This window comes from Agromyces larvae (assembly GCF_022811705.1).
Lineage (GTDB): Bacteria > Actinomycetota > Actinomycetes > Actinomycetales > Microbacteriaceae > Agromyces > Agromyces larvae.
Map to the genome: position 1 here is coordinate 24,356 of NZ_CP094528.1, position 24,324 is coordinate 48,679.

Consider the following 24,324-nt stretch of genomic DNA (forward strand, 5'->3'; position numbering starts at 1 on the left):
TGCCGGGGCGATCGCGCTCAGTCCTCGACGATCGAGATGCGCCGCACCACCGCCGTGCCGTGCGCCACGCGCACGTCCGAGACGATCAGCCAGAAGCGTCCGTCGCGGTGGCGCAGCGTCGGCGCGGAGATGCCGCCGCTGTCGCCCGCGCGTCGATCACGGGCGCGAGCGCGAGCACCAGGCCGAGCACGTTGCGCGCCCCGCGCTGGAGCTCGCCGAGCGTCAGTCCGTCGTCGCGGGCGACCGACTCGACGATCGTGTCGTCGGCGTACGCCTGCGGGCCGTCGTCGGTCTTCACCCCGCCGGGCATGAGCACGTCGACCTGCGCACGCACCCGGTACGCGTTGTCCGCCAGCGCCGGGAAGTCGGGGTCGACGGCAGACTCCAGCCACCAGTCGGTGATGACGCAGCCCTCGTAGCCCCACTCCGCTCGCAGCACGGTGGTGACGAGGTCGTGGTGGTAGTGCGCCCAGACGCCGTTCACCCGGTTGTACGAGGTCATGAGCGCGAGCGGCTTCGCCTCGCGTACGCACAGCTCGAAGCCGCGCAGGTACAGTTCGCGCAGCGCGCGCTGGGAGACCCGCGAGTCGTGGCGGGTGCGGAACGCCTCCTGGTTGTTCGCGGCGAAGTGCTTCGGGCAGGCGGCGACGCCCTGCGACTGCACGCCCGCCACGACCGCCGCCGCCAGCCGCCCGGTCAGCAGCGGATCCTCCGAGAAGTACTCGAAGTTGCGCCCGCAGAGCGGGTTGCGGTGCAGGTTCATGCCGGGGGCGAGCAGCACGTCGGCGCCCTTGCGCACCATCTCCTGCCCGTGCAGCGCGGCGAGCTCGCGCACGAGCGCCGGATCCCAGGTGGAGGCGAGCGCGGTGCCCGACGGGAGCAGGGATGCATAGGAGGACAGGCGGATGCCGCTCGGCCCGTCGGCGGCGGTGACGGGCCGCACGCCCTTCGTGCGGAGCGACGCCGAGACTCCGCCGAGGACGCCGGCGTTGCCGGGCGTGCCGAGCGGGCTGTCCATGACGAGGTCGCCACGGGCGAGCAGCGCGAGCTCGTCCAGGGTGAGCTGCGCGACGAACTCGTCGAGGGTCGCGGTGCCGGCGGCGACGTCGTCGAGCCGGATGCCGCGGTCGCCGGTGGGTTCGAGCGCGGTCGGGAGGTCGTCGAGCACCCGCTCGCGGCGGTCGACCGTCGCGGTCGGGACGGGCTCCCAGCCGACGACGGCGCGCCCGTCGGCGTCGCGCTCGAGCGTCATCCGGCGGAACGGCGCCGCCGGGTCGGGCGCGGCCGCCTCGACGGCCTCGCGGATCACCCGCACCTCGTCGAGCGTGATCGATGCAACCGGTTCGGCGCGCCGCACGTCGGTGCCGACGGCGAAGCGGTACTCGCCGGGTTCGAGCACCCAGCAGTCGCGGTGGCCCGTCGTGCCGGCGTCGTCGTACGAGGCCAGGTCGGCGAGGTCGATCGAGAGGACGAGCCGCTCGCGCTGCCCGGGTGCGAGCAGCGAGGTCTTCGCGAATCCGGCGAGCTCGCGCGCGGGCTGCGCGAGGGCGGTGCCCGGTTTCGACACGTACGCCTGCACGGTCTGCCGCCCCGAGTGCTCGGTGCCGACGTTCGCGACCTCGACCTCCAGCTCGATGCGGTCGGCGTCGGTGGACGCGCGCACCACGCGCTGCGTGAACTCGGCGTAGTCGAGTCCGAACCCGAACGGGTACAGCACCCGGTCGGGGGCGAAGGTCTCGAAGTAGCGGTACCCGACGAAGACGTCCTCGGCGTACACCGTGGCCTCGGGGTCACCGAAGCCGACGACGCTCGGGTAGTCGTCGTAGGTCGCGGCGATGGTGTCGGTGAGCCGGCCGCTCGGGGCGATCTCGCCGGCGAGCACGGCGGCGACGGCGCGGGCGCCCTCCATGCCGCCCTGCCAGGCGAGGACGACACCGGCGATGCGGTCGCCGTAGCGGGCGAGCCATCCGAGATCCATCACGTTGCCGGCGTCGATGACGACCACGGTGCGGGCGAATGCGGCGGTCACCCGGTCGAGCAGGTCGGATTCCGCATCGGTGAGGAAGTAGCTGCCGGGCTCGAGCAGGCTGTCGCGGGCCTCGCCCGCGGCGCGGCCGATCACGACCACGGCGTCCTCGCTGCGTGCCGCGGCCGTCGTGACGAGCTCGTCGTCGACGGGCATTTCGGGCAGATGGTGCGGCCAGCGGCCCCACTCGGCGGAAGTCGCCGGGCGATGCGCGGCGGTCCACGCCGACGTGGCGGCGGCGAGCTCGTCGTCGACCTGCACGCCGACGTCGCGCAGCCCGGCGAGGAGGTTCCAGCTGTAGGGCGCCTTCACGTCGCCGCCCGAGCCGTAGCCCACCGCGAACCAATCGAGCTGGGCGCGGCCGAAGACGGCGATGCGGCGGTCGGCGGCGAACGGCAGCACGCCGTCGTTGCGCAGCAGCACGACGCCGTCGGCTGCGGCCCGTCGGGCGAGGGCGGCCAGGCGCGGGTCGAGCGAGGGGTCGGCGTCGCGCAGCACGCTCGAGATCTGGGCGACGGACTCGACGGGTGCGAGCGCGTGCGAGCGGTCACCGGATTCGACGGCGGGGGTCTGGGTCATGGCGGTTCCTGCGTGACGACGGGCGAGCGGGGGCTGCGTGCGAGCAGCCTGCTCAAGTATGGCGTCGAAGCGCTTCGAATCCAAGTGGCGGATGGATCGATGCGAGCCGGGGCCGCAAGTTTCGCGGCTAGGATTCGAAACATGAAATCGGATGTCGCGGGCGAGCGTGTCACGCTGGCCGACGTCGCCGACGAGGCGGGAGTCTCGCTGTCGACGATCTCGAAGGTGCTGAACGGCCGAGCCGACGTCGCCCCCGCGACCCGCGAGCGCGTCGAGCACGTGCTCGCCGAGCGCGGGTACCGGCGCCGGGGCGCGGGTCGCAGCGAGACGCGTGCCGAACTCATCGAGATCGTCTTCCACGAGCTCGACCGCATCTGGTCGATGGAGCTCATCGACGGCGTCGAGGCGGTCGCGAAGGAGCACGGACTCAGCGTCGTGCTCACGGTCAGCGGCAGCCGCCACTCGCCCGACGCCGAATGGGTCGAGGGGGTCATGCGCCGCCGCCCCGTCGGCGTGGTGCTCGTCTTCAGCGACCTCGCCCCCGAGTTCCGCGAGCAGCTTCGCGCCCGCGCCATCCCGTTCGTCATCGTCGACCCCGCGGGCGACCCGTCGCCCGACGCGCCCAGCGTCGGCTCGGCGAACTGGTCGGGCGGCCTCGCCGCCACCCGGCACCTGATCGAGCTCGGCCACCGCCGCATCGCCGCGATCACCGGAGCCGAGGACATGATGTGCTCGCTCGCCCGCGTCGACGGCTATCGGTCGGCGATGAACAGCGCCGGCCTGACGATCGACCCCGCATGGATCCGGTTCGGCGACTTCCACGTCACCGGCGGGCGCGATCACGCGCGGGCGCTGCTGTCGGGCTCCGACCGGCCGACCGCGATCTTCGCCGGCAGCGACATGCAGGCGCTCGGCGTGCTCGAGGCCGCGCGCGAGCTCGGCCTGCGGGTGCCCGAAGACCTCTCCGTCGTCGGCTACGACGACATCCCCCTGGCCCGCTGGCTCACGCCGCGGCTCACGACCGTGCACCAGCCGTTGCGCCGCATGGGCGAAGAGGCCGCGCGGTTGGCCATCCGGCTCGCCGAGACGCCCACCGGCGCCGGAGCGCCCACCCCCCGCATGGACCTCGCCACGAGCCTCGTCGTACGCGAGAGCACGGCACCGCCCGCGCCCGGCGCCTGACGCCGCCGCCCGCGGCGCGCCGCCCGGCGCCGCCCGCCCGAGTTCCGCGCTGCGCCACTTCGGCGTGGGGTGCGCCACCTGAACTGGCGCACCGCGTGCCGAAGTGGCGCAGCCGCGATACGCACCGGGCACCGAGCCGCGACACGCACCGGGCACCGGGCGGCGATACGCACCGGGCACCGGGCCGCGATACGCACCGGGCACCGAGCCGCGGCACGCACCGGGCACGAGACCGGGCCCCGGCCCCCGCCGATGCGGGAGCCGGGGCCCGGTCGTTCGCCGTGCCGACGGATCAGGCCGTGCGGCGCCGCCGCATCACCAGCAGCCCGCCGGCCGTGCCGAGCCCGGCGACGAGCAGCAGCCAGAGGCCGACCTCGACACCGGTCGAGGCGAGGCCCCCCGCGCCGGCCGTGCCGGAACCGGAACCGGTGCCGTCGCCGGCACCCGTCCCGGGGTCGGCCGCCGCGGTGACGTCGAGCGCCGCCGTCGCGAGCGTCGCACCGTCGACGACGGCGGCGAGCTCGTACGAGCCCGGCGTCACCGACGCGGGGATCGTGGCGACGAGCTGCGCCGACCCCGTGGCATCCGTGGTCACCGAGTCGAGCGCCACCGGGGCGGCCAGCAGCGCGACCTCGGCGAGCGGAGCCGCCACCGGAGCCGCGAGGAGCGCGGCGAACGCCACCGGCTCGACCGTCGGGTTCTGCAGCACGAGCGACACCTCGGTGTCGGGCGCGAAGCCGCTGAGCTCGAGCTCGACCGTGCCGCCGGCGGGCACCGACGTGGCGCCGAGCGACACCGTCGGCCCGTCGGGCTCGCCCGGCTCACCGGGCTCGTCGTCGGCCGCCACGAAGCCGCCGACACCCCAGCGCGCCGTCGACTGGTACCCGGCCCCGGTGGGGTCGGCCCAGTTGCGGATCGCCGTGCGGGCGCCGTTCGAGGCGTCGTTCACCTGGAAGTCCAGGCCGTGCACGGTGCCGAGGCCCGCGTAGTCGCCGAGCTGGATCGCGGCCTCGACGACGTACCCGCCGTCGACCTCGGCCGTCGCGGACGTCACGCGCGCCCGCTGGAACGCCTCGTCGCCGGTGCCGAAGGACACCGCGTTCGCCGCGCTGATGCGGATCTGCGTGTCGTCGTACCGGTACGAGCCGTTCTTCGCGTTGCCCGGGTCGACGTAGATCTCGACCGAGTCCTGGATCCACGGGTCGCTGCCCGTGACGTCCACGATCGGGTCGGCGACCTCGGCGAGCACGTACAGCGTCTCGCCCTTCCACAGCGTGCGCACCGTGGCGATCGCGCCGTCGGTGCCCTGCACCTGCTTCTCGGTGGTCACAGGGTCGGCGTCGGCCCACGCCTCGTCGACCGCGCCGTCGACGACGGGCGCGTCCGCGGTGCGCACCACGTCGACGTACGAGACCGGCTCCACGAGCGTGAGCGTGCCGAGCTCGCCGGGCGAGTTCCACGCGATCGTGCCGAATCCGTCGCCGGCGCCGTCGGTGACGCCCAGGTCGAACCCGAGGGTGTCGCCCAGGGCGGCGGCGTCGAGCGGCAGGTGGGCGACGAGGTCGTACCCGCCGGTGCGCTCGACCGCGACGGCCGGGACGTCGCCGGCGCCGGTGCGGTCGACCGACCAGGTGCGGTCGCCGATCGTGAAGGCGACGGCGTCGGATGCCTCGGAGCTCGCGTCGTCGACCGAGGCGAACACCGTGAGGTGGTCGGCCTCCCAGCGGAGCTGGAACCGCGCGTCGCCCTCGACGTCGATCAGGGGCAGGTGCGCCCACTCGGGCGAGGCGGTCGCCTGGCCGTCGAGCGCCACGTCGCCCTGGAAGACGTTCGCCGTGCGGGCGCGCGGGGCGAGCTCGCCGTCGACGATGCCGTAGTAGGCGGGCTTGGCCTTCAGCGAGTCGTCGAACACGAGCGGCGCGCCCGAGCTGTTGCGCCAGCTCCGGCCGTCGGTGAGCCCCCACATCGTGACCGAGAACAGGTCGTCGGTGTGCGCGCGGAACACCCGGAACGCATCGCGGTAGTAGTACCCCTGGTCGATGAGCTTCGCCGTCGTCACGGGCGTGCCCGTGGTGACGTCGAACTCCGTGACCGCCTGGGTCACCGGCAGGTCCTCGAACGCGACGATCGCCTGCTCGAGCGCCGAGACCGGCATGGCCAGGCTCACGTGGAACTGGTGGCCGACGCCGTCGACGGGCACGCCGCGCGCGAGCAGCCGCTCGACCAGCGCGTGGTAGCGCACCTGCTTGCCGCCCTGCTCGGTGTTGTAGTCGTTGATGAACAGCGTCACCGGGCGGTCGGCGCCCTCGGCGGCGAACTCGCCGTTGAAGGCCTCGTCGGCGTACTCGAACGCGAGGTCGATGAAGTCCTCGCCGAGGATCCGGAACCACTCGCTGCGGCGCAGCCCGTCGGCGTACTCGCCGCCGTCGGAGACCACCTCGTTCACGACGTCGATCGCCGCGAGCGGGTTCGTGTCGCTGCCGAACTCACCGTACTTGCCGGCCAGGTATCCGGCGACATCGAAGATGTGGGTGCGCAGGCGTTCGCGCAGCACCGCCTTGCCGGCGTCGTCGGCCGCCAGGGGCTGGCCCGAGCCGTCCTGGAAGAACCAGGCCGGAGTCTGGCTGTGCCAGACGAGGACGTGCCCGTAGACCTTCAGGTCGTTCGCCTGCGCGAAGTCCATGAGCGCGTCGGACTCGGCGTTCACGGTGCGGAAGTTCCCCTCCGCGTCGTACCAGGCCTCGGGCTTCATGAAGTTCTCGGGGGTCACCCGGTCGAAGTGCTTCAGCAGCAGTTCGGAGGCGGCGCCGGCGGTCTCGCGGCTGTCGATGGCCACGCCGACGGGGAAGTCGACGGTGTCCTTGATCGGGGTGAGGTCCTCGATCGTGGGCGCGCCGGGGGCGACCAGCGAGATGTCGTCGACGAGCAGGTCGCTCGTGTTGCCGACCGGGTCGGCGCTCGACCAGCGGGTCTCGAAGTAGATCTGCGACGCCTCGGCCGCGGAACCCTGGAAGCGCGCGGTGACCTGCGTCCAGCCGCTGTTGGTGACGCCGTCGAACTGCGCGAGGGTCGAGAAGGTGGTCGCACCCTCGACGGTGTTCGCACGGCTCAGCCACACGTCGTCCACCGGCTGGCCGTCGGCGAACCGCACCCACGCGCTCAGCTCGTACGTCGTGCTCGGGTCGAGCAGGCCGGTCACGTCGTGGCCGAGTCCGTCGCCCTGGCTCGCGCGGCCGGTGACGAGCGCCGCCTGGTCGCTCTCGTGGCCGGGGCCGGTGAGCTGCACCACGGCGGGCGTCGAACCGCTGCCGCCGCGCAGGCCCCAGCCGTCGAGGCCGGATTCGAAGTCGGTCGCCAGCACGTCGGTGCCGGGGCCCTCGGGCGCGGCCTCGGTCGTGATCGCGATGTCGTCGACGAGGTAGCTGTAGGGGGCGACGGGCGACAGGTCGCCGGTGCCGATGTAGAGCTGCAGCGCCTCGGGGTCGGCACCGGCGGGGATGGTCAGCGTGTCGTGCACCGTCGTCCAGGCGTCGGCGCTCACGGTCGTGTTGCCGATCCAGGTGTACGCGGGCTTCAGCACGAATCGGACTCCGGGGGAGCCGGCGACGCCGTCGGCGAGCCGCACCCGCATCGAGAAGTCGTACGTCTTGCCGGGCTCGAACAGGCCGAGCGGGCTCTGGATGCCCTCGTAGTCGGCTGCGCGGTCGTTCACGCGCAGCACTTTGCCGCCGTCGGGGCCGTCGACGACCTCGAGCAGACCTGCGCCGCCGCCGGACTGGGTCCAGCCGCCGGTCGTCCCGTCTTCGAAGTCGACCGCGTTCACGGTCGTGGGTGCCGCGCCGGCCGGCGCGACTCCGATCAGGGCGCCTGCGCCCGCGACCGCCGCGGCGGTGGCGAGCCCGAGTGCCCGTCGTATCGTGCGTCGTTGCATGATGATGCGCTCCTTCGCGCGTGAAGCGGGCGTCGGGGGTCGACGCCCTGGATTCGGTGCGTGGTGGTGCGGTGCGCTGCGGTCGGGACCGCCGGGGTGGGGGTGCGGTGCTCCTCTCGTGCAGGTGGTGCGGGTGGATCGGATGCCGGCCGACGGCTGGGGGATGGGGGCGCGCCGTCGGCCGGCGGTCGGGGGGTCAGGCGGTGACGGATGCCTCGAGCGAATGCCGTTCGACGGCCACCTCGGGGTGCAGGCGCCGGGTGTGGTCGACGCGGCGCACCGGGCCGGTGAGCTCGACGCGGTGCGTGCCGACCAGGTCGGCGCTGGACCGGCCGAGGCCGAGCACCAGTTCGCCGGGCTCGACGATGCGCGTGCCGTCGCGGCCGGTGAACGACGCGAGGTCGGCGGGCACGGTGAACCGCACGTCCGCCGCTTCGCCGGCGGCGAGGGCGACCCGCGCGTAGCCGATGAGGCGTTGCACGGGGCGCACGACGCTGGCCACCGGGTCGTGCAGGTACAGCTGCACGACCTCGATGCCTTCGCGGTCGCCGGTGTTCGCGACCCGCACCCGCACCGAGACCTCGCCGTCGGTCGGGACGGCGGCGGCATCGCCGGCCACCTCGCCCCAGGCGAAACTCGTGTAGGTGAGGCCGTGGCCGAACGGGTATCGGGCCGTCGGGTCGATGCTCGAGACGCCGCTGCGCTGGGCGAGCGGCGAGGCGAGGTACGTCGACGGGTGCACGCCGGCCGATGCGGGCACCGACACGGGCAGGCGCCCGCTCGGTGCGACCCGGCCGCTCAGGATGCCCGCGAGGGCACGCGTGCCCTCCTCGCCGGTGAAGAACGCCTCGAGGATGCCCGCCGCACGCTCGGGCGCGGTGCCGAGCGTGTAGGGCCGGCCCGCGAGCAGCGTGACGACCGTCGGCGTGCCGGCGTCGAGCACGGCCTCGAGCAGGGCGCCCTGCGCGCCCGGGAGCGCGAGCGACTCCGCGTCGCAGCCCTCGCCGCTGGTGCCGCGGCCGAACAGGCCGGCGCGGTCGCCCAGGGCGAGCACCACGACGTCGGCGGCGGATGCCGCAGCCACCGCGTCGGCGAAGCCGTCGGTCTCGCCGCCGTCGATCGAGGTGCCCGTGACGTACGTCACCTCCGCGTCGGGGAACTCGGCGCGGACCGACTCGAGCAGCGTGGGCAGGTCGATGCCGTCGCCGGACTCGGGGTGGTGCACGCCGACGTGCGTCGGGAACGCGTAGCACCCGAGCACGGCGAACCGGTCGTCCGCGGTCGGACCGACCACGGCGATGCGCGCCGGAGCGGTGCGATCGCCCGAGGCGAGCGGCAGGGTGCCGTCGTTGTGCAGCAGCACGATCGCCCGCTCGGCGATCTCGGCCGCCAGCGCCCGGTTGGCCGGCGGGTCGAGGTCGATGGTGCCGCGCACGGCGTCGATGTCGTCGGCGAGGTCGCGCAGCGCTGCGGGCGTGGCGTCCCAGTCGGCGTCGAGCAGGCCGAGCTCGAGCTTCTGCGCGAGCACCCGGCGCAGCGCCCGGTCGATGACCGCCACGTCGAGCCGGCCGTCGGCGATCGCCTCGCGCAGCGGAGCGCCGAAGGCGTGCACGGTCGGCAGTTCGACGTCGATGCCGGCCTCGAGCGCCGCCGCCGCGGCCTCGGCGAGCGAACCCGCCGTGCCGTGCAGCGTCTGCAGGAACGCGACCGCGAAGTAGTCGGCGACCACGGTGCCCTCGAAGCCCCACACGCCGCGGAGCAGGTCGGTCAGCAGCGCGGCGTCGGCGGCCGTGGGCACGCCGTCGATGTCGGTGTACGCGTTCATCACCGAGCGCGGACGCCCCTCGCGGAGCACCATCTCGAACGGCGGCAGCAGCACGTCGGCGAGCTCGCGCGGGCCGACGGACACGGGCGCGAGGTTGCGGCCCGCCTTGGACGCCGAGTAGCCCACGAAGTGCTTCAGCGTCGCGACGATGCCGGCGGACTCGAGTCCGCGCACGTACGCGGCGCCCACGGTGCCGATGAGGTACGGGTCTTCACCCATCGTCTCCTCGACCCGGCCCCAGCGTGCGTCGCGCACGACGTCGAGCACCGGGGCGAGCCCCTGGTGGATGCCGACGCGTCGCAGGTCGTCGCCGATCCGGCGGGACATCCGCTCGATGAGCTCGGGGTCGAACGTCGCCGCCCAGCTGAGCGGAACCGGGTACGCGGTCGCGCCCCACGCGGCGAAGCCCGCGAGGCACTCCTCGTGGGCGAGCGCCGGAATGCCGAGCCGGTGCTCCTCCACGATGCGACGCTGCGTGCGGGCGAGCGAGAGCGCGCCGACGCCGGGGTCGACCGGCGCCGTCCCGAAGGGACGGGTGAGCTGGCCGAGCCCGTTCGGCAGCAGTGCGTCGAGATCGACGTCGCCGATCATCTCGTGCTGGTTCGGGGCGACGTCGCCGCCGTCGGCGGATGCGCCGACCCAGACGCCGTAGAGCTGGGCGAGCTTCTCGTCGAGCGTGAGCGCGTCGATGAGCGCCTCCACGCGGTCGGCCGCGGGCAGCGAGGTGTCGTGCCACGGGCGGTGTTCCATGGTCATCCCTTCACCGCTCCCTGCAGGCCGCCGACGATGCGCTTCTCGGCGAGCGTGAAGAACAGGATCGCGGGCAGCATCGCGAGCGCGGTGTACGAGAGCACACCGGTCGTGTCCTGTCCGTTCGCGGTCGAGAAGAACTGCACGCCGAGCGGCAGCGTGTAGCTGTCGGATCCCGCGCCGCCCGCCTGCAGCACGAAGAGCGGCAGGAGGTAGGCGTTCCAGCTGCCCACGAACGCGAGCACGCCGACGGTCATGAGGGCCGGCATCGAGAGCGGCACCATGATGCGCCAGAAGAACCCGATGCGGCTCGTGCCGTCGACCATCGCCGCGTCCTCGAGCTCGCCGGGGATGGCGCGCAGGAAGGGAACGAGGATGATGATCGTCGTCGGCAGCGCGAACGCCACCTGGGGGATGATGAGCCCCCACCAGCTGCCGAACAGGTTCAGCTGCCGCAGCAGCACGGTCAGCGGGAGGATCGAGATCGTGAGCGGGAACAGCAGCCCCGTCGTGAACATGGCGTAGAGGAGCTGGCGACCCTTGAAGTCGTAGCGTGCGATCACGAACGCGGCCATGACGCCGAACAGCATCACCCCGAGGGTCGTGCCGAGCGCCGTCACGGTGCTCGCGAGCACCTGGTTCCAGAACGTCGGGTTGGTCAGCACCCGTACGTAGTTGTCGGCCGTCCACGGGTCGGGCATGCCCGCCGGGTTCGTGAAGAAGTCGGGGTTCGTGCGGAAGCCCGAGATGAAGACGTAGAGCACGGGCCCCACCGCGATGGCGGCAACCGCCAGCGCGACGAGGTACACGATCGGCTGGCCCCAGTCGAAGCCCTGACCCGCGCGGCGTCGCGGCGCAGCCGCCTTGGCTCCGCGGGTGGTGATGGCGGTCGTGGCGGTCATCAGCGCACCCCTCCGGTGATGGCTCCCGCGAGATCGCGGCGCAGCGCGAAGCGCTGGTACACGAGGGCGATGACGAGGGAGATGAGGAACAGGACGACGGCGACGGCGCTGCCGAAGCCGATCTGGCTGACGTTGAGGCCGTTCTTGACCATGTAGACCGCCATGGTGGACGAGGCGTTGAGCGGCCCGCCTCCGGTGACGATCCAGACCATGTCGAAGAGTTGCAACGCACCGATGATCGACAGGAACGCCCAGATGCGGATGGTCGGGCCGAGCAGCGGCACGGTGATGTACCACTGCGTCTTCCACCAGCCGGCGCCGTCGAGGGCGGCGGCCTCGTAGAGCTCCTCGGGCACGCCCGAGAGACCGGCGAGCATGAGGATGATCGCGAGGCCGAGGTACTTCCAGGTCAGGATGCCGAACATCGTCCACATCACGACGTCCTGATCGGCCAGCCACGCGGGCGGGTTCTCGACGCCGATGGAGCGCAGGAGCGTGTCGAACGGACCCCAGCGGTTCGGCGGCACCGACTGCAGCAGGATCTGCCAGGCCAGACCGGCCGTCACCTCGCTGAGGACGTACGGAACGAAGATGAGCGCGCGCAGCAGCCCGCGGAAGCGCAGGGGCCGGTTCATGAGCAGCGCGACGAGGATCGCGAGGGGCCCCTGAATGATCAGGGACATCACGATGATGAAGAAGTTGTTGAACACCGAGCGGTGGAACACCGGGTCGGAGAGGAGTCGGGTGTAGTTGTCGAGCCCGATGAAACGGTCGAGCGGGCCGAGTCCGTTCCAGTTGAAGAAGCTGTAGAAGGCGGCCAGGATCACCGGCAGCAGGACGAAGAGCAGGTAGACCAGCACGGCGGGGCCGGCGAAGAGCGAGATCTCGCCCCACCTGCGCGCCTTGCGCCGTGCGGAGTGCTTCGTGTTGCGTGAGGGGGCCGGGCCCGCGGTCACCGCGGGCCCGGCCGTGTTGAGAGCGGTCATGCTAGAGCGTGGCCGCCGCTGCGTTCATCGCTTCGGGGACCGACTCGGGCGTGCCGTCGCCGAACATGAGGTTCACGATGGCGTCGTTCATCGCCTGACCGATGACGGGGCCGTACTGCGTGTCCAGCCAGGTCACGACGAGCGCGGCGTTCTGCGTGCCGTCGGCGATCTGCTTGAGCACCGGGTCGGTGATGCCGGCCTCGGCACCCGCGACCGTCGGGATCTCACCGAGCGCCGCGAAACGCGTCTGCACGTCTTCGCTCATGACGTACTCCAGCAGGTCGAGCGTCTCGTCGGGAGCGTCGACGTAGACACCCCACGCGTCACCCGAACCGAGCGCGGCGCCGGGGGCACCCGAAGCACCCTCGATGTCGGGGACGGGCATCCAGGAGAGCCACTCGGGCGCCGGCGGGTTGTCGGCCGGGGCGCCGGGAACGAGCTTGGCGACCTCACCGCGGTGCCAGGTGCCCATGAGCTCCATGGCGGTGGTCTGCGAGGCGAGCAGGCCCGCCGAGCTGTTCGGCACGCTCTGCGCCGGGGTGCTGGTCGGGTTCGACTGGAACGGCAGGTCGCCGTCGAACTCGTCCATCCACGCCTTCAGGTTCTCGCCGGCCTCGACGAAGCAGGGGTCGTCGAACTCGAGGGTGTCGGCGGCCTTGTCGAGCGACTCGGGCGAGCACGTCTTGATGGCGAACTGGTACCACCAGTGAGCAGCCGGCCAGCCGTCGCCGGCGCCGACGCCGATCGGCGAGACGCCCGCGGCGGCGAGCTTGTTGATGGCGTCGCTGTACTCGGTGAACGTGGCCGGGGTCTCGGTGATGCCGGCCTGCTCGAACAGGTCGGCGTTGTACCAGATGCCTTCGATGCCGTAGCGGAACGGGATGCCGTACTGCTTGCCGTCGACGTTCCAGCCGGTGCCGGCGCCGCCGACGCTGTCGACGACGTCGGTCAGGCCGCTCAGGTCCTTGAGGTACCCGGCCTCGACCTGGGCCTTGATCTCGCCCTCGGCCCAGACCATGAAGAGGTCGGGTGCGGCGTCGCCGCCGGCCTGCAGGGCGTTCGGGATGAGGGTGCGCTGGAGGTCTTCGCTCTGGAAGGCCTCGACCTCGACGTTGACGCCGGGGTGGTCGGCCTCGAACTCGCTCGCGACGTCCTCCCAGAAGGAGTTCAGCGGCTCGCCGGTGCCGTTGTGCCACCAGGTGATGGTGGTGGTGTCGCCGGAGCCGTCTGCGCCGTCGCCCGCAGGCGCACAGCCGGCGAGCGCGAGCGCCGCGAGTCCCGCGGTCGCCCCCAGTGCGACGAGCTTGGTGCTGCGTCTGTTCATCTTTGAACCTCTCGAAATTTTCGGGTGTTGTGCCGAAAGTGATCTGGACGCCTCGAATATACGTCGCGGCGGATATCGAGTCAAGCGCAACAAATTCGGCGCGTCCCGTGCGCGCGGTCCCGCGCGACTGCCTAGAGTGAACGGGTGATCGAACGGAGCGGAACTTTCGACGGCGTCCACCGTCGGAATCTCTCGAAACTCCTCACCCTCGTGCATCTCGAAGGGCCGCTGTCGCGCGCCCGGCTGACCGCCATGACCGGGCTCAACCGATCGACCGTCGCGGCCCTCGCCGCCGAGCTCGCCGACCTCGGTCTCACGATCGAGCGCGCGCCCGATCCGACGAATCGGGTCGGCCGCCCGTCGCCCGTCGTCGCGCCGTCGCCCGACGTGCTCGCCGTGGCGGTCAACCCCGAGCTCGATGCCGTCACGATCGCCGCGGTCGGTCTCGACGGCCGCATCCCCGTGCGCGAGCGCGTCGAGGTCGATCGCATCGTCACCCCCGACGAGACGGCCGCCCTGGTCGCCGACGCGATCGCACGCTGGAGGTCGGCCGAGCTGCCCGGGGCCCGGTTCGTCGCGGTCGGTCTCGCGGTGCCGGGGCTCGTGCGCGCCGACGACGGGATGGTGCGGTTCGCGCCGCACCTCGACTGGCGCGACGTCCCGCTGCCCGCGCTCGTCGAGCAGGCGACCGGGCTGCCCGCGGTGGTCGGCAACGACGCCACGTTCGGCGTCACCGCCGAGCACCTCTTCGGCGCCGGCCGCGGCGTGGATCACATCGTGTACCTGAACGGCGGTGCGAGCGGCATCGGCGGCGGGCTCATCGTGCACGGGCTCCCGGTCGGCGGCGCCGGCGGGTACGCGGGCGAGTTCGGCTGGAACCGCCCCGGCATCGCCGACCCCGACGACCGCACGGCGCCGGCCGGGGTGCTCGAGGCCGAGGTGAGCCGCGCGCGGCTGCTCGCGGTCGCCGGGCTGGCCCACGCCGACGAGCCCACGCTCGCCGCGGTCCTCGCCGCGAGCGACGACGTCGAGGTCGGCGCCGAGCTCGCGCGCCAGCGACGCATCCTCTCGACCGCGCTCGCGAACGCGGTGAACGTGCTGAACCCGTCGCTGGTGGTGCTCGGCGGATTCCTCGCCACGGTGGCCGCGAGCGATCCCGACGCCCTGCACGAGGCCGTCGTCGCCCAGACGATGCCGGCCGCCGCGGAGGGCCTCGAGATCCGGGTGGCCGCGCTCGGCGAGGACCGCCTGCTGATCGGCGCCGCCGAGGCCGCTTTCGCCGATCTGCTGCGCGACCCGATCGGGCCGGGCGACTGACGCCGCGGCATCCGATGGGTTGCGAACGCCCCGTCGGCTGCCGCTAGACTCGCCGAGTACTCGAATCGATTCGAGGCGGCGTCGCCGCCGCCTCGCGATTCCCGTGGCGGCCCGGCCGCCACCGTCACGACGCCCGAGGATGCGCGTCGCGCGACGCTCGCTCCACGCCCCGTCCGCCGCCACGCCCGCCAGGAACCATGTCGACCGCATCCATCCCCATCATCCGACCCGACGACCTGCGCGCGCCGACCCACCCGGGCGACCGGCTCTCCGCCCGGCAGCGGCTCGTCTACGTGCTCGTGCTCGGCGCGCTCACCGCGCTCGGCCCCTTCACCGTCGACCTCTACCTGCCGGCGTTCCCGGTGCTGCAGCAGGAGTTCGGCGTCGGGCCGGCGGCCGTGCAGATCACCCTCACCGGCACCATGGTCGGGTTCGGCTTCGGTCAGCTCATCGTCGGGCCGTGGAGCGACAAGGTCGGCCGACGGCTGCCGCTGCTGCTCGCGACGGGGCTGCACATCGCCGCGTCGGTGGCGGCGGCCCTCGCGCCCGACATCGTGTGGCTCAGCGTGTTCCGCCTGCTGCAGGGCTTCGGCGCGGCGGCGGGCGGCGTGGTCGCGATGGCGATGGTGCGCGACCTGTTCGGCGGCAAGCCGCTCGTGAAGATGCTCTCGCGGCTCGCCCTGGTCAACGGCCTCGCGCCGGTGCTCGCGCCCGTGATCGGCTCGCAGCTGCTGGCGGTCATGGACTGGCGCGGCGTGTTCTGGGTGCTCGCGTGCTACGGCCTGTTCGTGGTGCTGGCGGTCGGGTTCTCGATCCGCGAGACGCTGCCGGTCGAGCGGCGCCGAGCGGCGGGGCACTCGACGATCGGGCAGCGCTACCGCGCCCTGTTCCGCGACCGGGTGTACCTCGGCGCCGCGATCGCCGGCGGCATGACCTTCACCGGTCTGTTCGGCTACCTCTCGACGTCGTCGTTCCTGTTCCAGGAGGTGTACGCGTTCACGCCGCAGCAGTACGGCGTGCTGTTCGGCGTGAACTCGGTCGGCATCATCATCGGCGTGCAGACGAGCTCTCGGCTCATGCGCGGCCGGATCGGACCCCAGTGGATCCTCGCCGTCACGACGGCGGTGCACCTCGCGATGGCGCTCACGATCATGGCGCTCGACTCGGCGGGGGCCGGGTTCTGGGGCACCGCCGTGCCGCTGTTCGTCTACATCACGGCGTGCGGGTTCTCGTTCCCGGCGGTGCAGATCCTGGCGCTCGCGAACCACGGCGCCGAGGCCGGCACCGCCGCGTCGCTGCTCGGCGCGCTGAACTTCGGACTCGCCGGGCTCATCTCGCCGTTCATCGGGATGCTCGGTGTGGGCAGCGCGGTGCCGATGGCGTTCGTGCAGGTGCTCGCCAGCCTCGTCGCGATCGCCGCGCTGTGGACGCTCGTGCGGCCGCGCACCGTTCCCCCGCTCGGCGACTGAGCCGGCGTCGCCCCGGTCGGTACGGTGGGGGCATGACCGGGCAGACCGTCGAGACGCGCGTGCGGCGCTTCCGGCGCCGGGTGCCGATCGCCGTCGGCCTCACGGCGATCGCGCTGGCCTTCGGGCTGGGGGCGCTGATCATGCTGCGCGGGGGCGGGCTGCCGATGCCGATCGACGAGGAGTGGGCCGAGGAGGTGCTCACCATCCGCGGCCCCGTGGGCGATGTGCTCGCCGGGTTCATGAACTGGCTGGGCGGCGGCATCGTCGGGGTGATCCTCATCCCGGCGGGCGGCGCGATCCTGCTCGTGGTGCTGGGCCGGCCGTGGGCGGCGCTGTACTTCGTGGTCGCGTCGGCGGTGAGCGCGGCGATCGTGCAACTGCTGAAGGAGCTGTTCGGCCGCGATCGCCCCGAGGACATGCTGGTCACCTCCGATTTCGGGTCCTTCCCCTCCGGGCATGTGGCGAACGCGGCCACGATCGCGGTCGTGGTCGGGGTGATCGCGCCGCGCGCCCGGGTCTGGGCGGCCGGCGTCGCGTACACGGCGCTGATGGCGGTGAGCCGCACCTACCTCGGCGTGCACTGGGTGACCGACACGATCGGCGGCGCGCTCGTCGGCGCCGGGGCGGCGCTGCTCGTGTGGGCGGTGCTCGCCGGCCCGCTCGAGCGGGAACGGCTGGCCTGGATCGAACGGATGTCGCGGCGCAACGCCGAGCGCGCGCAGGCGCACGTGACGCCCCCGGCCGGTTCGGCGCGCTCGTGACCGCGAGTCTCGGGTGTTACAACGTTGTAGGGTGAACCGATCCAGAAAGGTGGCCATGGCTGCGACCCTCCACGACGTCGCCCGGCTCGCCGGCGTCTCGATCAAGACGGTGTCGAACGTCATCAACGACTATCCGCATGTGCGGGCCGAGACGCGCGAGCGCGTCGAGCACGCGATCGTCGAGCTCGGCTACACGCCGAATCTCACGGCGCGCAACCTGCGCTCGGGCCGCACCGGCGCGATCGCCCTGGCCATCCCCGACCTGTCGCTCAGCTACTTCGCCGAGCTCGCCGCGGCGGTGATCGCCGCCGCCGAGGATGCGGGCGCCGTGGTGCTCGTCGAGCAGACCGACGGCGACCGCGACCGCGAGATCGAACTGCTGAAGAGCCCGCGACTGAAGCTCACCGACGGGCTCATCTTCAGCCCGCTCGGCATGTCGCAGGAGGATGTCGCGTTCCTCGACGTGCCGTACCCGCTGGTCGTGCTCGGCGAGCGCATCTTCGACGGCCCGGCCGACCACGTGACGATGCGCAACGTCGAGGCGGCGCGCGCCGCGACCGAGTACCTCATCGCGGGCGGGCGGCGGCGGATCGCCGTGGTCGGCGCGCACGAGGGCGAGCTCGTGGGGTCCGCCGCGCTGCGCATGCAGGGGTACCGCGAGGCGCTCGATGCCGCGGGCATCCCGTTCGATCCCGAGATCATCGGCTACACGACGCTCTGGCACCGCTCGAACGGCGCGACGACGATGCGCGCGCTGCTCGACCGCGGGGCGGAGTTCGACGCCGTGTTCGGGTTCAACGACACGCTCGCGCTCGGTGCGATGCGCGTGCTGCAGGAGTCCGGGCGGCGCGTCCCCGACGATGTCGCGGTCATCGGCTACGACGATCTGGACGAGGCGCAGTACTCGATCCCCAGCCTGACGACGGTGCATCCCGGTCAGGACTGGATCGCGCGCACCGCCGTGGCGAGCCTGCTCGAGCGCATCGCCGGCAACGGCGAGGCGTCGCCGCCTCGCCTGATGCTGGCCGACTACCGCATCGTGGAGCGCGAATCCGCGCCGCCCGCTGCCGCGACGCGCTGAACCGCGGACACGGGTTGACAGCTCACCGCGGCGATGTGCATCATGTCATCTACAACGTTTACCTACAACGTTGTATATCGATCGACTCAGCGCGGAGCATCCCTCTCCTCGCCGGGCCGACTCCATCGCCAAGCGACAACGGTGTCCACACACCGCGAGAGGAATCACAGCCATGAAGAGGAAGCTCCTGGCCGCGTCCGGCGTCGTCGCCGTCGCGGCGGCCGCGCTCACCGGGTGCAGTGCCGGCGGTTCCGCCGAGTCCTGCACCAACGAGATCGTGAACCCCGACGCCACCCAGGTCAGCGTGTGGGCCTGGTACCCCGCGTTCGAAGAGGTCGTCGACCTGTTCAACCAGAACCACGACGACGTGCAGATCTGCTGGACCAACGCCGGCCAGGGCAACGACGAGTACACCAAGTTCTCCACCGCGATCGAGTCGGGCTCGGGCGCACCCGACGTCATCATGCTCGAGGCCGAGGTGCTCTCGAGCTTCTCCATCCGCGACGCGCTCGTCGACCTCAGCGAGTACGGTGCCGCCGACGTGCAGGGCGACTACACCGAGGGCGCGTGGAAGGACGTCTCGAGCGGCGACGCGGTCTACGCGATCCCGGTCGACGGCGGCCCCATGGGCATGCTCTACCGCAAGGACATCCTCGACCAGTACGGCATCCCGGTGCCCACCACATGGGACGAGTTCGCCGCCGCCGCCAAGACGCTGAAGGATGCGGGCGCCCCCGGCGTGCTCGCCGACTTCCCGCCGAACGGCCGCGCCTACACCCAGGCGCTCTTCGCCCAGGCCGGCTCCGTGCCGTTCGACTACGACAACGCGAACCCGGGCGAGATCGGCATCGACGTCGCCGACCAGGGCTCGAAGGACGTGCTGAGCTTCTGGGCCGACCTGGCCGACCAGGGTCTGGTCGCGGTCGACGAGGCGTTCACCGCCGACTACAACACCATGCTCGTCGACGGCACCTATGCGATCTACGTCGCCGCCGCATGGGGCCCCGGCTACCTGCAGGGCCTCGAGGGCACCGACGACAGCGCCGTGTGGCAGGCCGCGCCGGTTCCCCAGTGGGACGCGTCGAACCCCGTGCAGATCAACTGGGGCGGCTCGACCTTCGCGGTGACCAGCCAGGCGAAGGACAAGGAGGCGGCCGCGGTCGTCGCCAAGGAGATCTTCGGCACCGAGGAGGCGTGGAAGATCGGCATCGAGCAGGCCGCGCTGTTCCCGCTGTGGAAGCCGATCCTCGAGTCCGACTACTTCCGCGACCTGGAGTACCCGTTCTTCGGCGGACAGCAGATCAACAAGGACGTGTTCCTCGACGCGGCGGCCGGCTACGCCGGGTTCACCTTCAGCCCGTTCCAGAACTACGCGTACGACCAGCTCCAGCAGGAGGTCACGGCGGTGGTGGTCGACGGGTCGAAGGATGCCTCGACGGCACTCGACGACCTGCAGGCCACGCTCGAGACCTACGCCACCGAGCAGGGCTTCGAACTGAAGTAGGCCGATGGGCCGGCCCGGCGAGGTCGGGCCGGCCCACCTCGCATCGGTTCCCAGGCGGATGCCACGGCGCATCCGCTCGTGACATCCGCTCGTGACATCCGCACCAGGAGAGACCCATGACCACCCAGGCCGTCGACGCGCCCGCGTCGGCACCCCAGCGCCCGGCGGGCGGCCCGCGCCGTCGCCGCAGCGGCATCGAGCGCCGGCAGAACGTCGGCTGGCTGTTCATCGCCCCGTTCCTCGTGGTGTTCGCCGCGTTCCTCGTCTTCCCGCTCGTGTACGCGTTCGGCATGAGCCTGTTCAGCTCGACGCTCGCGACGGGCACCAAGTTCGTCGGCGTCGACAATTACGTGAAGGCCTTCACCGACCCGCTGTTCCTGGGCGGCATGGGCCGCGTGCTGCTGTACGCGATCGTGATGATCCCGGCGCAGCTCATCGTCGCGGGCGTCGCCGCACTGCTGCTCGACACCCTCGCGACCTGGCTCTCGAAGGCCTCGCGCCTGCTGATCTTCGCGCCGTACGCGATCCCGGTCGTGATCGGCGCGCTCATGTGGAGCTTTCTCTACAGCCCCAGGTTCGGGCCGGCGTCGACGATCTTCGACCTGTTCGGTCTCGACGCGCCGAACTTCCTCTCCAGCGACAACATCTTCTTCTCGCTCGTCAACATCGTGACCTGGCAGTGGTCGGGCTACTACATGATCGTGATCTACGCGGCGCTGCGCGCGATCGACCCGGCGATCTACGAGGCGGCCCGCATCGACGGCGCCAACGGCTTCCAGATCGCGACCCGGGTGAAGATCCCCATGATCTCGTCATCGATGATCATGGTCATCACCTTCGCCCTCATCGGCACGCTGCAGTTCTTCACCGAGCCCACGGTGCTGCGCAGCGTGGCATCCGGTGCTCTGCCCGCCGACTACACGCCGAACATGTACGCGTTCGCGCTGGCCTTCAGTTACAGCCAGTTCAACTACGCGGCCACCATCGCGTTCTCGCTCGGCATCCTCGTCTTCCTCGGATCCTTCGGGTTCCTGTTCCTCACCCGCAAGCAGAACGGACTGAAGTGATGGCCGTCCTCCCCGCCGCGACCGACGCGAACACCCGGGCCATGACCGTCGCCGACACGCGCGCGCTGCGCCGCCAGGAACGCGCCCGACGCTCCGGCACGGCCGGCGGCCGCCGCATCGGCTCGCACGTGCTGCTGGTCATCATGGCGATCTACTTCGTCGTGCCGATCTGGTGGCTGTTCGTGGCCGCCACCAAGAGCACCGGCAGCCTGTTCTCGAGCCCCGCGCTCTGGTTCGACGACCCGCTCGCGTTCTTCGCGAACATCGCCGGCCTGTTCGAGCACCAGGGCGGCATCTACTGGCGCTGGCTCGGCAACTCGTTCCTGTACGCGTTCTCGGCCGGGCTCGGGGCGACGATCGTCGCCGTGCTCGCCGGGTACGGGTTCGCGAAGTACCGGTTCCGGGGCCGCACCGCGGTGTTCGGCATGATCCTCGGCTCGGTGATGGTGCCGCTCACCGCGCTCGTCATCCCCACCTTCATGCTGCTCAGCCAGTACGGGCTCATCAACACCCCGTGGGCCGTCATCCTGCCGAGCCTGCTCAACCCCTTCGGCGTCTACCTGATGCGCGTCTACACGCAGGACGCGGTGCCCGACGAACTGCTCGAGGCCGCCCGCATCGACGGCGCGGGGGAGTGGCGCACCTTCCGCACCATCGTCGTGCCGCTGCTGCGGCCCGCGATCGTGACCGTGCTGCTGCTGAGCGTCGTCGGCACCTGGAACAACTTCTTCCTCCCGCTCGCCGTGCTCACCAACCCCGACCTGCTGCCGGTCACCGTCGGCCTCAACCGCTGGCTCGCGCTGTCGAACGCCGGCGCCGGCGGCGAGCAGGTGTGGAACCTCATCACCTCGGGCGCCTTCATCTCGGTGGTGCCGCTGCTGCTGTCGTTCCTGTTCCTGCAGCGGTACTGGCAGGGCGGGCTCACGCTCGGGAGCGTGAAGTAGCGCTCGCCCTCGCTTCCTCCGAAATCCACGGATGCCTCGACGAGACATCCCCGCAGACCGATCCACTCGACCAACGGGAGTTCCACCATGCCCACCGCACGCCTCACCATCGACCCGCACTTCACGGTCGGCCGCATCGACCGCCGGGTCTTCGGCGGCTTCGTCGAGCACCTCGGCCGTCACGTCTACGACGGCATCTACGAGCCCGGCCACCCGACCGCCGACGCCGAGGGCTTCCGGCAGGACGTGATCGAGCTCGTCAAGGAGCTCGGCGTCTCGACGATCCGCTACCCGGGCGGCAACTTCGTGTCGGGCTTCCGCTGGGAGGACTCGGTCGGCCCCCGCGACCGCCGCCCGCGGCGCCTCGACCTCGCCTGGCACTCGACCGAGACGAACGAGGTCGGCCTGCACGAGTTCGACGACTGGCTCGCGAAGGTCGGCAGCGACCTCATGCTCGCGGTCAACCTCGGCACGCGCGGCACGCTCGAGGCGCTCGACCTGCTCGAGTACACGAACATCTCGGGCGGCACGACGCTGTCGCAGCGACGCATCGACAACGGCAGGGCCGACGCGTTCGGCGTGAAGATGTGGTGCCTCGGCAACGAGATGGACGGCCCCTGGCAGCTCGGGCACCGGTCGGCCGACGACTACGGCAAGATCGCCTCGCAGACCGCGAAGGCGATGCGCCAGCTCGACCCGTCGGTCGAACTCGTGGTGTGCGGGTCGTCGAGCGCGCACATGCCGACCTTCGGCGAGTGGGAGCGGGTCGTGCTCACGCACACCTACGACGACGTCGACTACATCTCGTGCCACGCCTACTACGAGGAGAAGAACGGCGACCTCGGCTCGTTCCTCGCGTCCGCGGTGGACATGGACGGCTTCATCGAGACCGTCGTCGCGACGGCCGACCACGTGAAGGCGGTCGTCGGCAGCTCGAAGCAGATCGACATCTCGTTCGACGAGTGGAACGTCTGGTACATCGACCGGTTCCACGGCGTCGACAAGATCGAGGGCATCGACAACTGGCCGGTCGCGCCGCGCCTGCTCGAAGACGTGTACTCGGTCGCCGACGCGGTCGTGTTCGGCAACCTGATGATCTCGCTGCTGCGCCACGCCGACCGGGTGCGCAGCGCGTCGCTCGCGCAGCTCGTGAACGTGATCGCCCCGATCATGACCGAGCCCGGCGGCCCGGCGTGGAAGCAGACCACCTTCTTCCCGTTCTCGATCACGTCGCGGCTCGCCCGGGGTGAGGCGCTGCAGCTGAAGCTCGACGCCCCGACCTACTCGACCGCCGAGTACGGCGAGGTGCCGCTCGTCGACGCGGTCGCGACGCACGACGCCGACAGCGGAGCATCCGCCGTGTTCCTGGTGAACCGTTCGCAGACCGAACCCGTGACCCTCACGATCGACATCGCCTCGCTCGGCGACGTCTCGGTGCTCGAGTCGCACCTGATCGCCGACGACGACGTGTACGCGAAGAACACCCTGGAGGACCGCGAGCGCGTGACGCTGCAGACGAACGACACCGCGACGATCGCCGGCGGCGAGCTCACGATCACCCTGCCCCCGGTCTCGTGGACCGCGCTCTCGCTCGGCTGAGCCGGCCGCTCGCGCGGCTGAGCCGGCCGCTCGCCCGGCTGAGGCGTGGGAGGGCCGCGGGCGTGCTCGCGGCCGGCGCGCTGCTGCTCGCGCTCGCCGGGTGCGCGGGCGGCGGCGCGCCCCAGCTCACCGGCGACCTGATGACCCACGACCCGGCGCTCGCGAAGCAGGGCGACACCTGGTTCGTGTACTCGACCGGCAACGCGACGGTGGCGAACGGCAACATCCAGGTGCGCTCGTCGACCGACGGAACGACCTGGCGCTACGCCGGCGAGGTGTGGGACGCCAAGCCCGAGTGGCTGCGCGAGCAGGTCGAGGGCGTGACGAACCTGTGGGCGCCCGAGCTCGTCGAGCACGACGGCACCTGGTACCTGTACTACTCGGCGTCGACGTTCGGCAAGAACACGTCGGTCATCGCGCTCGCGACGAACACGACGCTCGACCCCGACGATCCGGCCTACGAGTGGGTCGATCAGGGTCCGGTGATCGCATCGACGCCGGCCGACGACTTCAACGCGATCGACCCCGGTGTCGCGACCGACGACGACGGTACGCCGTGGATGGCGTTCGGCTCGTTCTGGAGCGGCATCCGCATGGTCGAGCTCGAGTGGCCGAGCGGGCTGCGGGCGGGCACCGCGGCGGGGCATCCGGATGCTTCGGAGCCCGACGCCGAACCGTTGCGCCTGGCCGAGCCGCTGCGCCTGGCCGACCGCGGCGCCCCGCCGAACGCGATCGAGGCGCCGTACCTCGTCGAGCACGATGGCGACTGGTTCCTGTTCGTCTCGCGCGACTCATGCTGCCGGGCCGCGGAGAGCACGTACAAGATCGCAGTCGGCAGGGCGTCGGACATCACCGGGCCGTACGTCGACCGCGACGGCGTGCCGCTGCTCGAGGACGGCGGCACGATCCTCGCCGAGACCGACGGATCGCGCATCGGCCCGGGCGGGCAGTCGGTCGCCGATGGCATGATGGCGCTGCACTACTACGACGGCGACCTGAACGGGCAGTTCCAGCTCGCGCTCGTGCCGCTCGAGTGGGACGCCGACGGATGGCCCGTGCTGCGCTGGTGAGCGCGGC

General features: G+C 71.7%; 16 protein-coding genes. 10 read left to right on the forward strand and 6 right to left on the reverse strand.

Annotated elements, in window-relative coordinates:
- Positions 1-85 precede the first annotated feature (85 nt).
- The gene (locus MTO99_RS00090; RefSeq protein ID WP_243555878.1) at positions 86-2,605 is read right to left on the reverse strand and encodes a glycoside hydrolase family 3 protein; all 2,520 of its coding nucleotides are present in this window, start codon (positions 2,603-2,605) and stop codon (positions 86-88) included.
- 141 nt (positions 2,606-2,746) lie between these two features.
- Between MTO99_RS00090 and MTO99_RS00095 the strand changes: the two genes are divergently transcribed.
- The gene (locus MTO99_RS00095; protein ID WP_243555880.1) at positions 2,747-3,787 is read left to right on the forward strand and encodes a LacI family DNA-binding transcriptional regulator; all 1,041 of its coding nucleotides are present in this window, start codon (positions 2,747-2,749) and stop codon (positions 3,785-3,787) included.
- Positions 3,788-4,079: 292 nt separating this feature from the next.
- On the opposite strand, the gene MTO99_RS00100 is transcribed toward MTO99_RS00095, so the two are convergent.
- The 5 genes from MTO99_RS00100 to MTO99_RS00120 all read right to left on the reverse strand — a co-directional run bounded on the left by MTO99_RS00100 (position 4,080) and on the right by MTO99_RS00120 (position 13,505).
- Positions 4,080-7,718: an endo-1,4-beta-xylanase gene (locus MTO99_RS00100; protein ID WP_243555882.1), complete on the reverse strand. Its 3,639-nt coding sequence runs from the start codon at positions 7,716-7,718 to the stop codon at positions 4,080-4,082.
- 196 nt (positions 7,719-7,914) lie between these two features.
- Entirely contained in the window at positions 7,915-10,293 is a 2,379-nt protein-coding gene (locus MTO99_RS00105) for a beta-xylosidase/alpha-l-arabinosidase (protein ID WP_243555884.1), read from the reverse strand.
- Positions 10,294-10,295: 2 nt separating this feature from the next.
- Entirely contained in the window at positions 10,296-11,195 is a 900-nt protein-coding gene (locus MTO99_RS00110) for a carbohydrate ABC transporter permease (protein WP_243555886.1), read from the reverse strand.
- Positions 11,195-12,181 carry a carbohydrate ABC transporter permease gene (locus MTO99_RS00115; RefSeq protein ID WP_243555888.1) on the reverse strand — a complete coding sequence of 329 codons (987 nt, stop codon included), beginning with the start codon at positions 12,179-12,181 and terminating at the stop codon, positions 11,195-11,197. Before MTO99_RS00115 ends, MTO99_RS00110 begins: the two co-directional genes overlap by 1 nt.
- A 1-nt stretch (position 12,182) precedes the next feature.
- A complete protein-coding gene (locus MTO99_RS00120) occupies positions 12,183-13,505 on the reverse strand; it encodes an extracellular solute-binding protein (RefSeq protein WP_243555890.1) in 1,323 nt (440 codons plus the stop codon).
- A gap of 144 nt (positions 13,506-13,649) precedes the next feature.
- On the opposite strand from MTO99_RS00120, the gene MTO99_RS00125 reads away from it, so the two are divergent.
- The 9 genes from MTO99_RS00125 to MTO99_RS00165 all read left to right on the forward strand — a co-directional run bounded on the left by MTO99_RS00125 (position 13,650) and on the right by MTO99_RS00165 (position 24,317).
- Complete coding sequence (locus MTO99_RS00125) at positions 13,650-14,822, forward strand: ROK family protein (RefSeq protein ID WP_435520776.1); 1,173 nt, start codon at positions 13,650-13,652, stop codon at positions 14,820-14,822.
- Positions 14,823-15,019: 197 nt separating this feature from the next.
- The gene (locus MTO99_RS00130; RefSeq protein ID WP_243555892.1) at positions 15,020-16,291 is read left to right on the forward strand and encodes a multidrug effflux MFS transporter; all 1,272 of its coding nucleotides are present in this window, start codon (positions 15,020-15,022) and stop codon (positions 16,289-16,291) included.
- 32 nt (positions 16,292-16,323) lie between these two features.
- Positions 16,324-17,052, forward strand: a complete 729-nt coding sequence (locus tag MTO99_RS00135) for a phosphatase PAP2 family protein (protein ID WP_243555894.1) — start codon at positions 16,324-16,326, stop codon at positions 17,050-17,052.
- A gap of 55 nt (positions 17,053-17,107) precedes the next feature.
- Positions 17,108-18,133, forward strand: a complete 1,026-nt coding sequence (locus tag MTO99_RS00140) for a LacI family DNA-binding transcriptional regulator (RefSeq protein ID WP_243555895.1) — start codon at positions 17,108-17,110, stop codon at positions 18,131-18,133.
- A 172-nt stretch (positions 18,134-18,305) separates the two neighbouring features.
- A complete protein-coding gene (locus MTO99_RS00145; RefSeq protein ID WP_243555897.1) occupies positions 18,306-19,637 on the forward strand; it encodes an ABC transporter substrate-binding protein in 1,332 nt (443 codons plus the stop codon).
- Between the two features lie 116 nt (positions 19,638-19,753).
- Complete coding sequence (locus tag MTO99_RS00150; RefSeq protein WP_243555898.1) at positions 19,754-20,704, forward strand: carbohydrate ABC transporter permease; 951 nt, start codon at positions 19,754-19,756, stop codon at positions 20,702-20,704.
- The gene (locus tag MTO99_RS00155; protein ID WP_243555900.1) at positions 20,704-21,648 is read left to right on the forward strand and encodes a carbohydrate ABC transporter permease; all 945 of its coding nucleotides are present in this window, start codon (positions 20,704-20,706) and stop codon (positions 21,646-21,648) included. The genes MTO99_RS00150 and MTO99_RS00155 overlap by 1 nt, the downstream gene beginning before the upstream one ends.
- Positions 21,649-21,735: 87 nt before the next feature.
- Positions 21,736-23,247: an arabinosylfuranosidase ArfA gene (gene arfA, locus MTO99_RS00160; protein WP_243555902.1), complete on the forward strand. Its 1,512-nt coding sequence runs from the start codon at positions 21,736-21,738 to the stop codon at positions 23,245-23,247.
- A complete protein-coding gene (locus MTO99_RS00165) occupies positions 23,223-24,317 on the forward strand; it encodes an arabinan endo-1,5-alpha-L-arabinosidase (protein ID WP_243555904.1) in 1,095 nt (364 codons plus the stop codon). The genes arfA and MTO99_RS00165 overlap by 25 nt, the downstream gene beginning before the upstream one ends.
- Positions 24,318-24,324 lie beyond the last annotated feature (7 nt).

Bases quoted from the DNA above. Each gene is read 5' to 3' on its own strand.
- MTO99_RS00090 (WP_243555878.1), bottom strand. From the start codon at position 2,605: ATGACCCAGACCCCCGCCGTCGAATCCGGTGACCGCTCGCACGCGCTC.
- MTO99_RS00095 (WP_243555880.1), top strand. From the start codon at position 2,747: ATGAAATCGGATGTCGCGGGCGAGCGTGTCACGCTGGCCGACGTCGCC.
- MTO99_RS00100 (WP_243555882.1), bottom strand. From the start codon at position 7,718: ATGCAACGACGCACGATACGACGGGCACTCGGGCTCGCCACCGCCGCG.
- MTO99_RS00105 (WP_243555884.1), bottom strand. From the start codon at position 10,293: ATGGAACACCGCCCGTGGCACGACACCTCGCTGCCCGCGGCCGACCGC.
- MTO99_RS00110 (WP_243555886.1), bottom strand. From the start codon at position 11,195: ATGACCGCCACGACCGCCATCACCACCCGCGGAGCCAAGGCGGCTGCG.
- MTO99_RS00115 (WP_243555888.1), bottom strand. From the start codon at position 12,181: ATGACCGCTCTCAACACGGCCGGGCCCGCGGTGACCGCGGGCCCGGCC.
- MTO99_RS00120 (WP_243555890.1), bottom strand. From the start codon at position 13,505: ATGAACAGACGCAGCACCAAGCTCGTCGCACTGGGGGCGACCGCGGGA.
- MTO99_RS00130 (WP_243555892.1), top strand. From the start codon at position 15,020: ATGTCGACCGCATCCATCCCCATCATCCGACCCGACGACCTGCGCGCG.
- MTO99_RS00135 (WP_243555894.1), top strand. From the start codon at position 16,324: ATGACCGGGCAGACCGTCGAGACGCGCGTGCGGCGCTTCCGGCGCCGG.
- MTO99_RS00140 (WP_243555895.1), top strand. From the start codon at position 17,108: ATGGCTGCGACCCTCCACGACGTCGCCCGGCTCGCCGGCGTCTCGATC.
- MTO99_RS00145 (WP_243555897.1), top strand. From the start codon at position 18,306: ATGAAGAGGAAGCTCCTGGCCGCGTCCGGCGTCGTCGCCGTCGCGGCG.
- MTO99_RS00150 (WP_243555898.1), top strand. From the start codon at position 19,754: ATGACCACCCAGGCCGTCGACGCGCCCGCGTCGGCACCCCAGCGCCCG.
- MTO99_RS00155 (WP_243555900.1), top strand. From the start codon at position 20,704: ATGGCCGTCCTCCCCGCCGCGACCGACGCGAACACCCGGGCCATGACC.
- arfA (WP_243555902.1), top strand. From the start codon at position 21,736: ATGCCCACCGCACGCCTCACCATCGACCCGCACTTCACGGTCGGCCGC.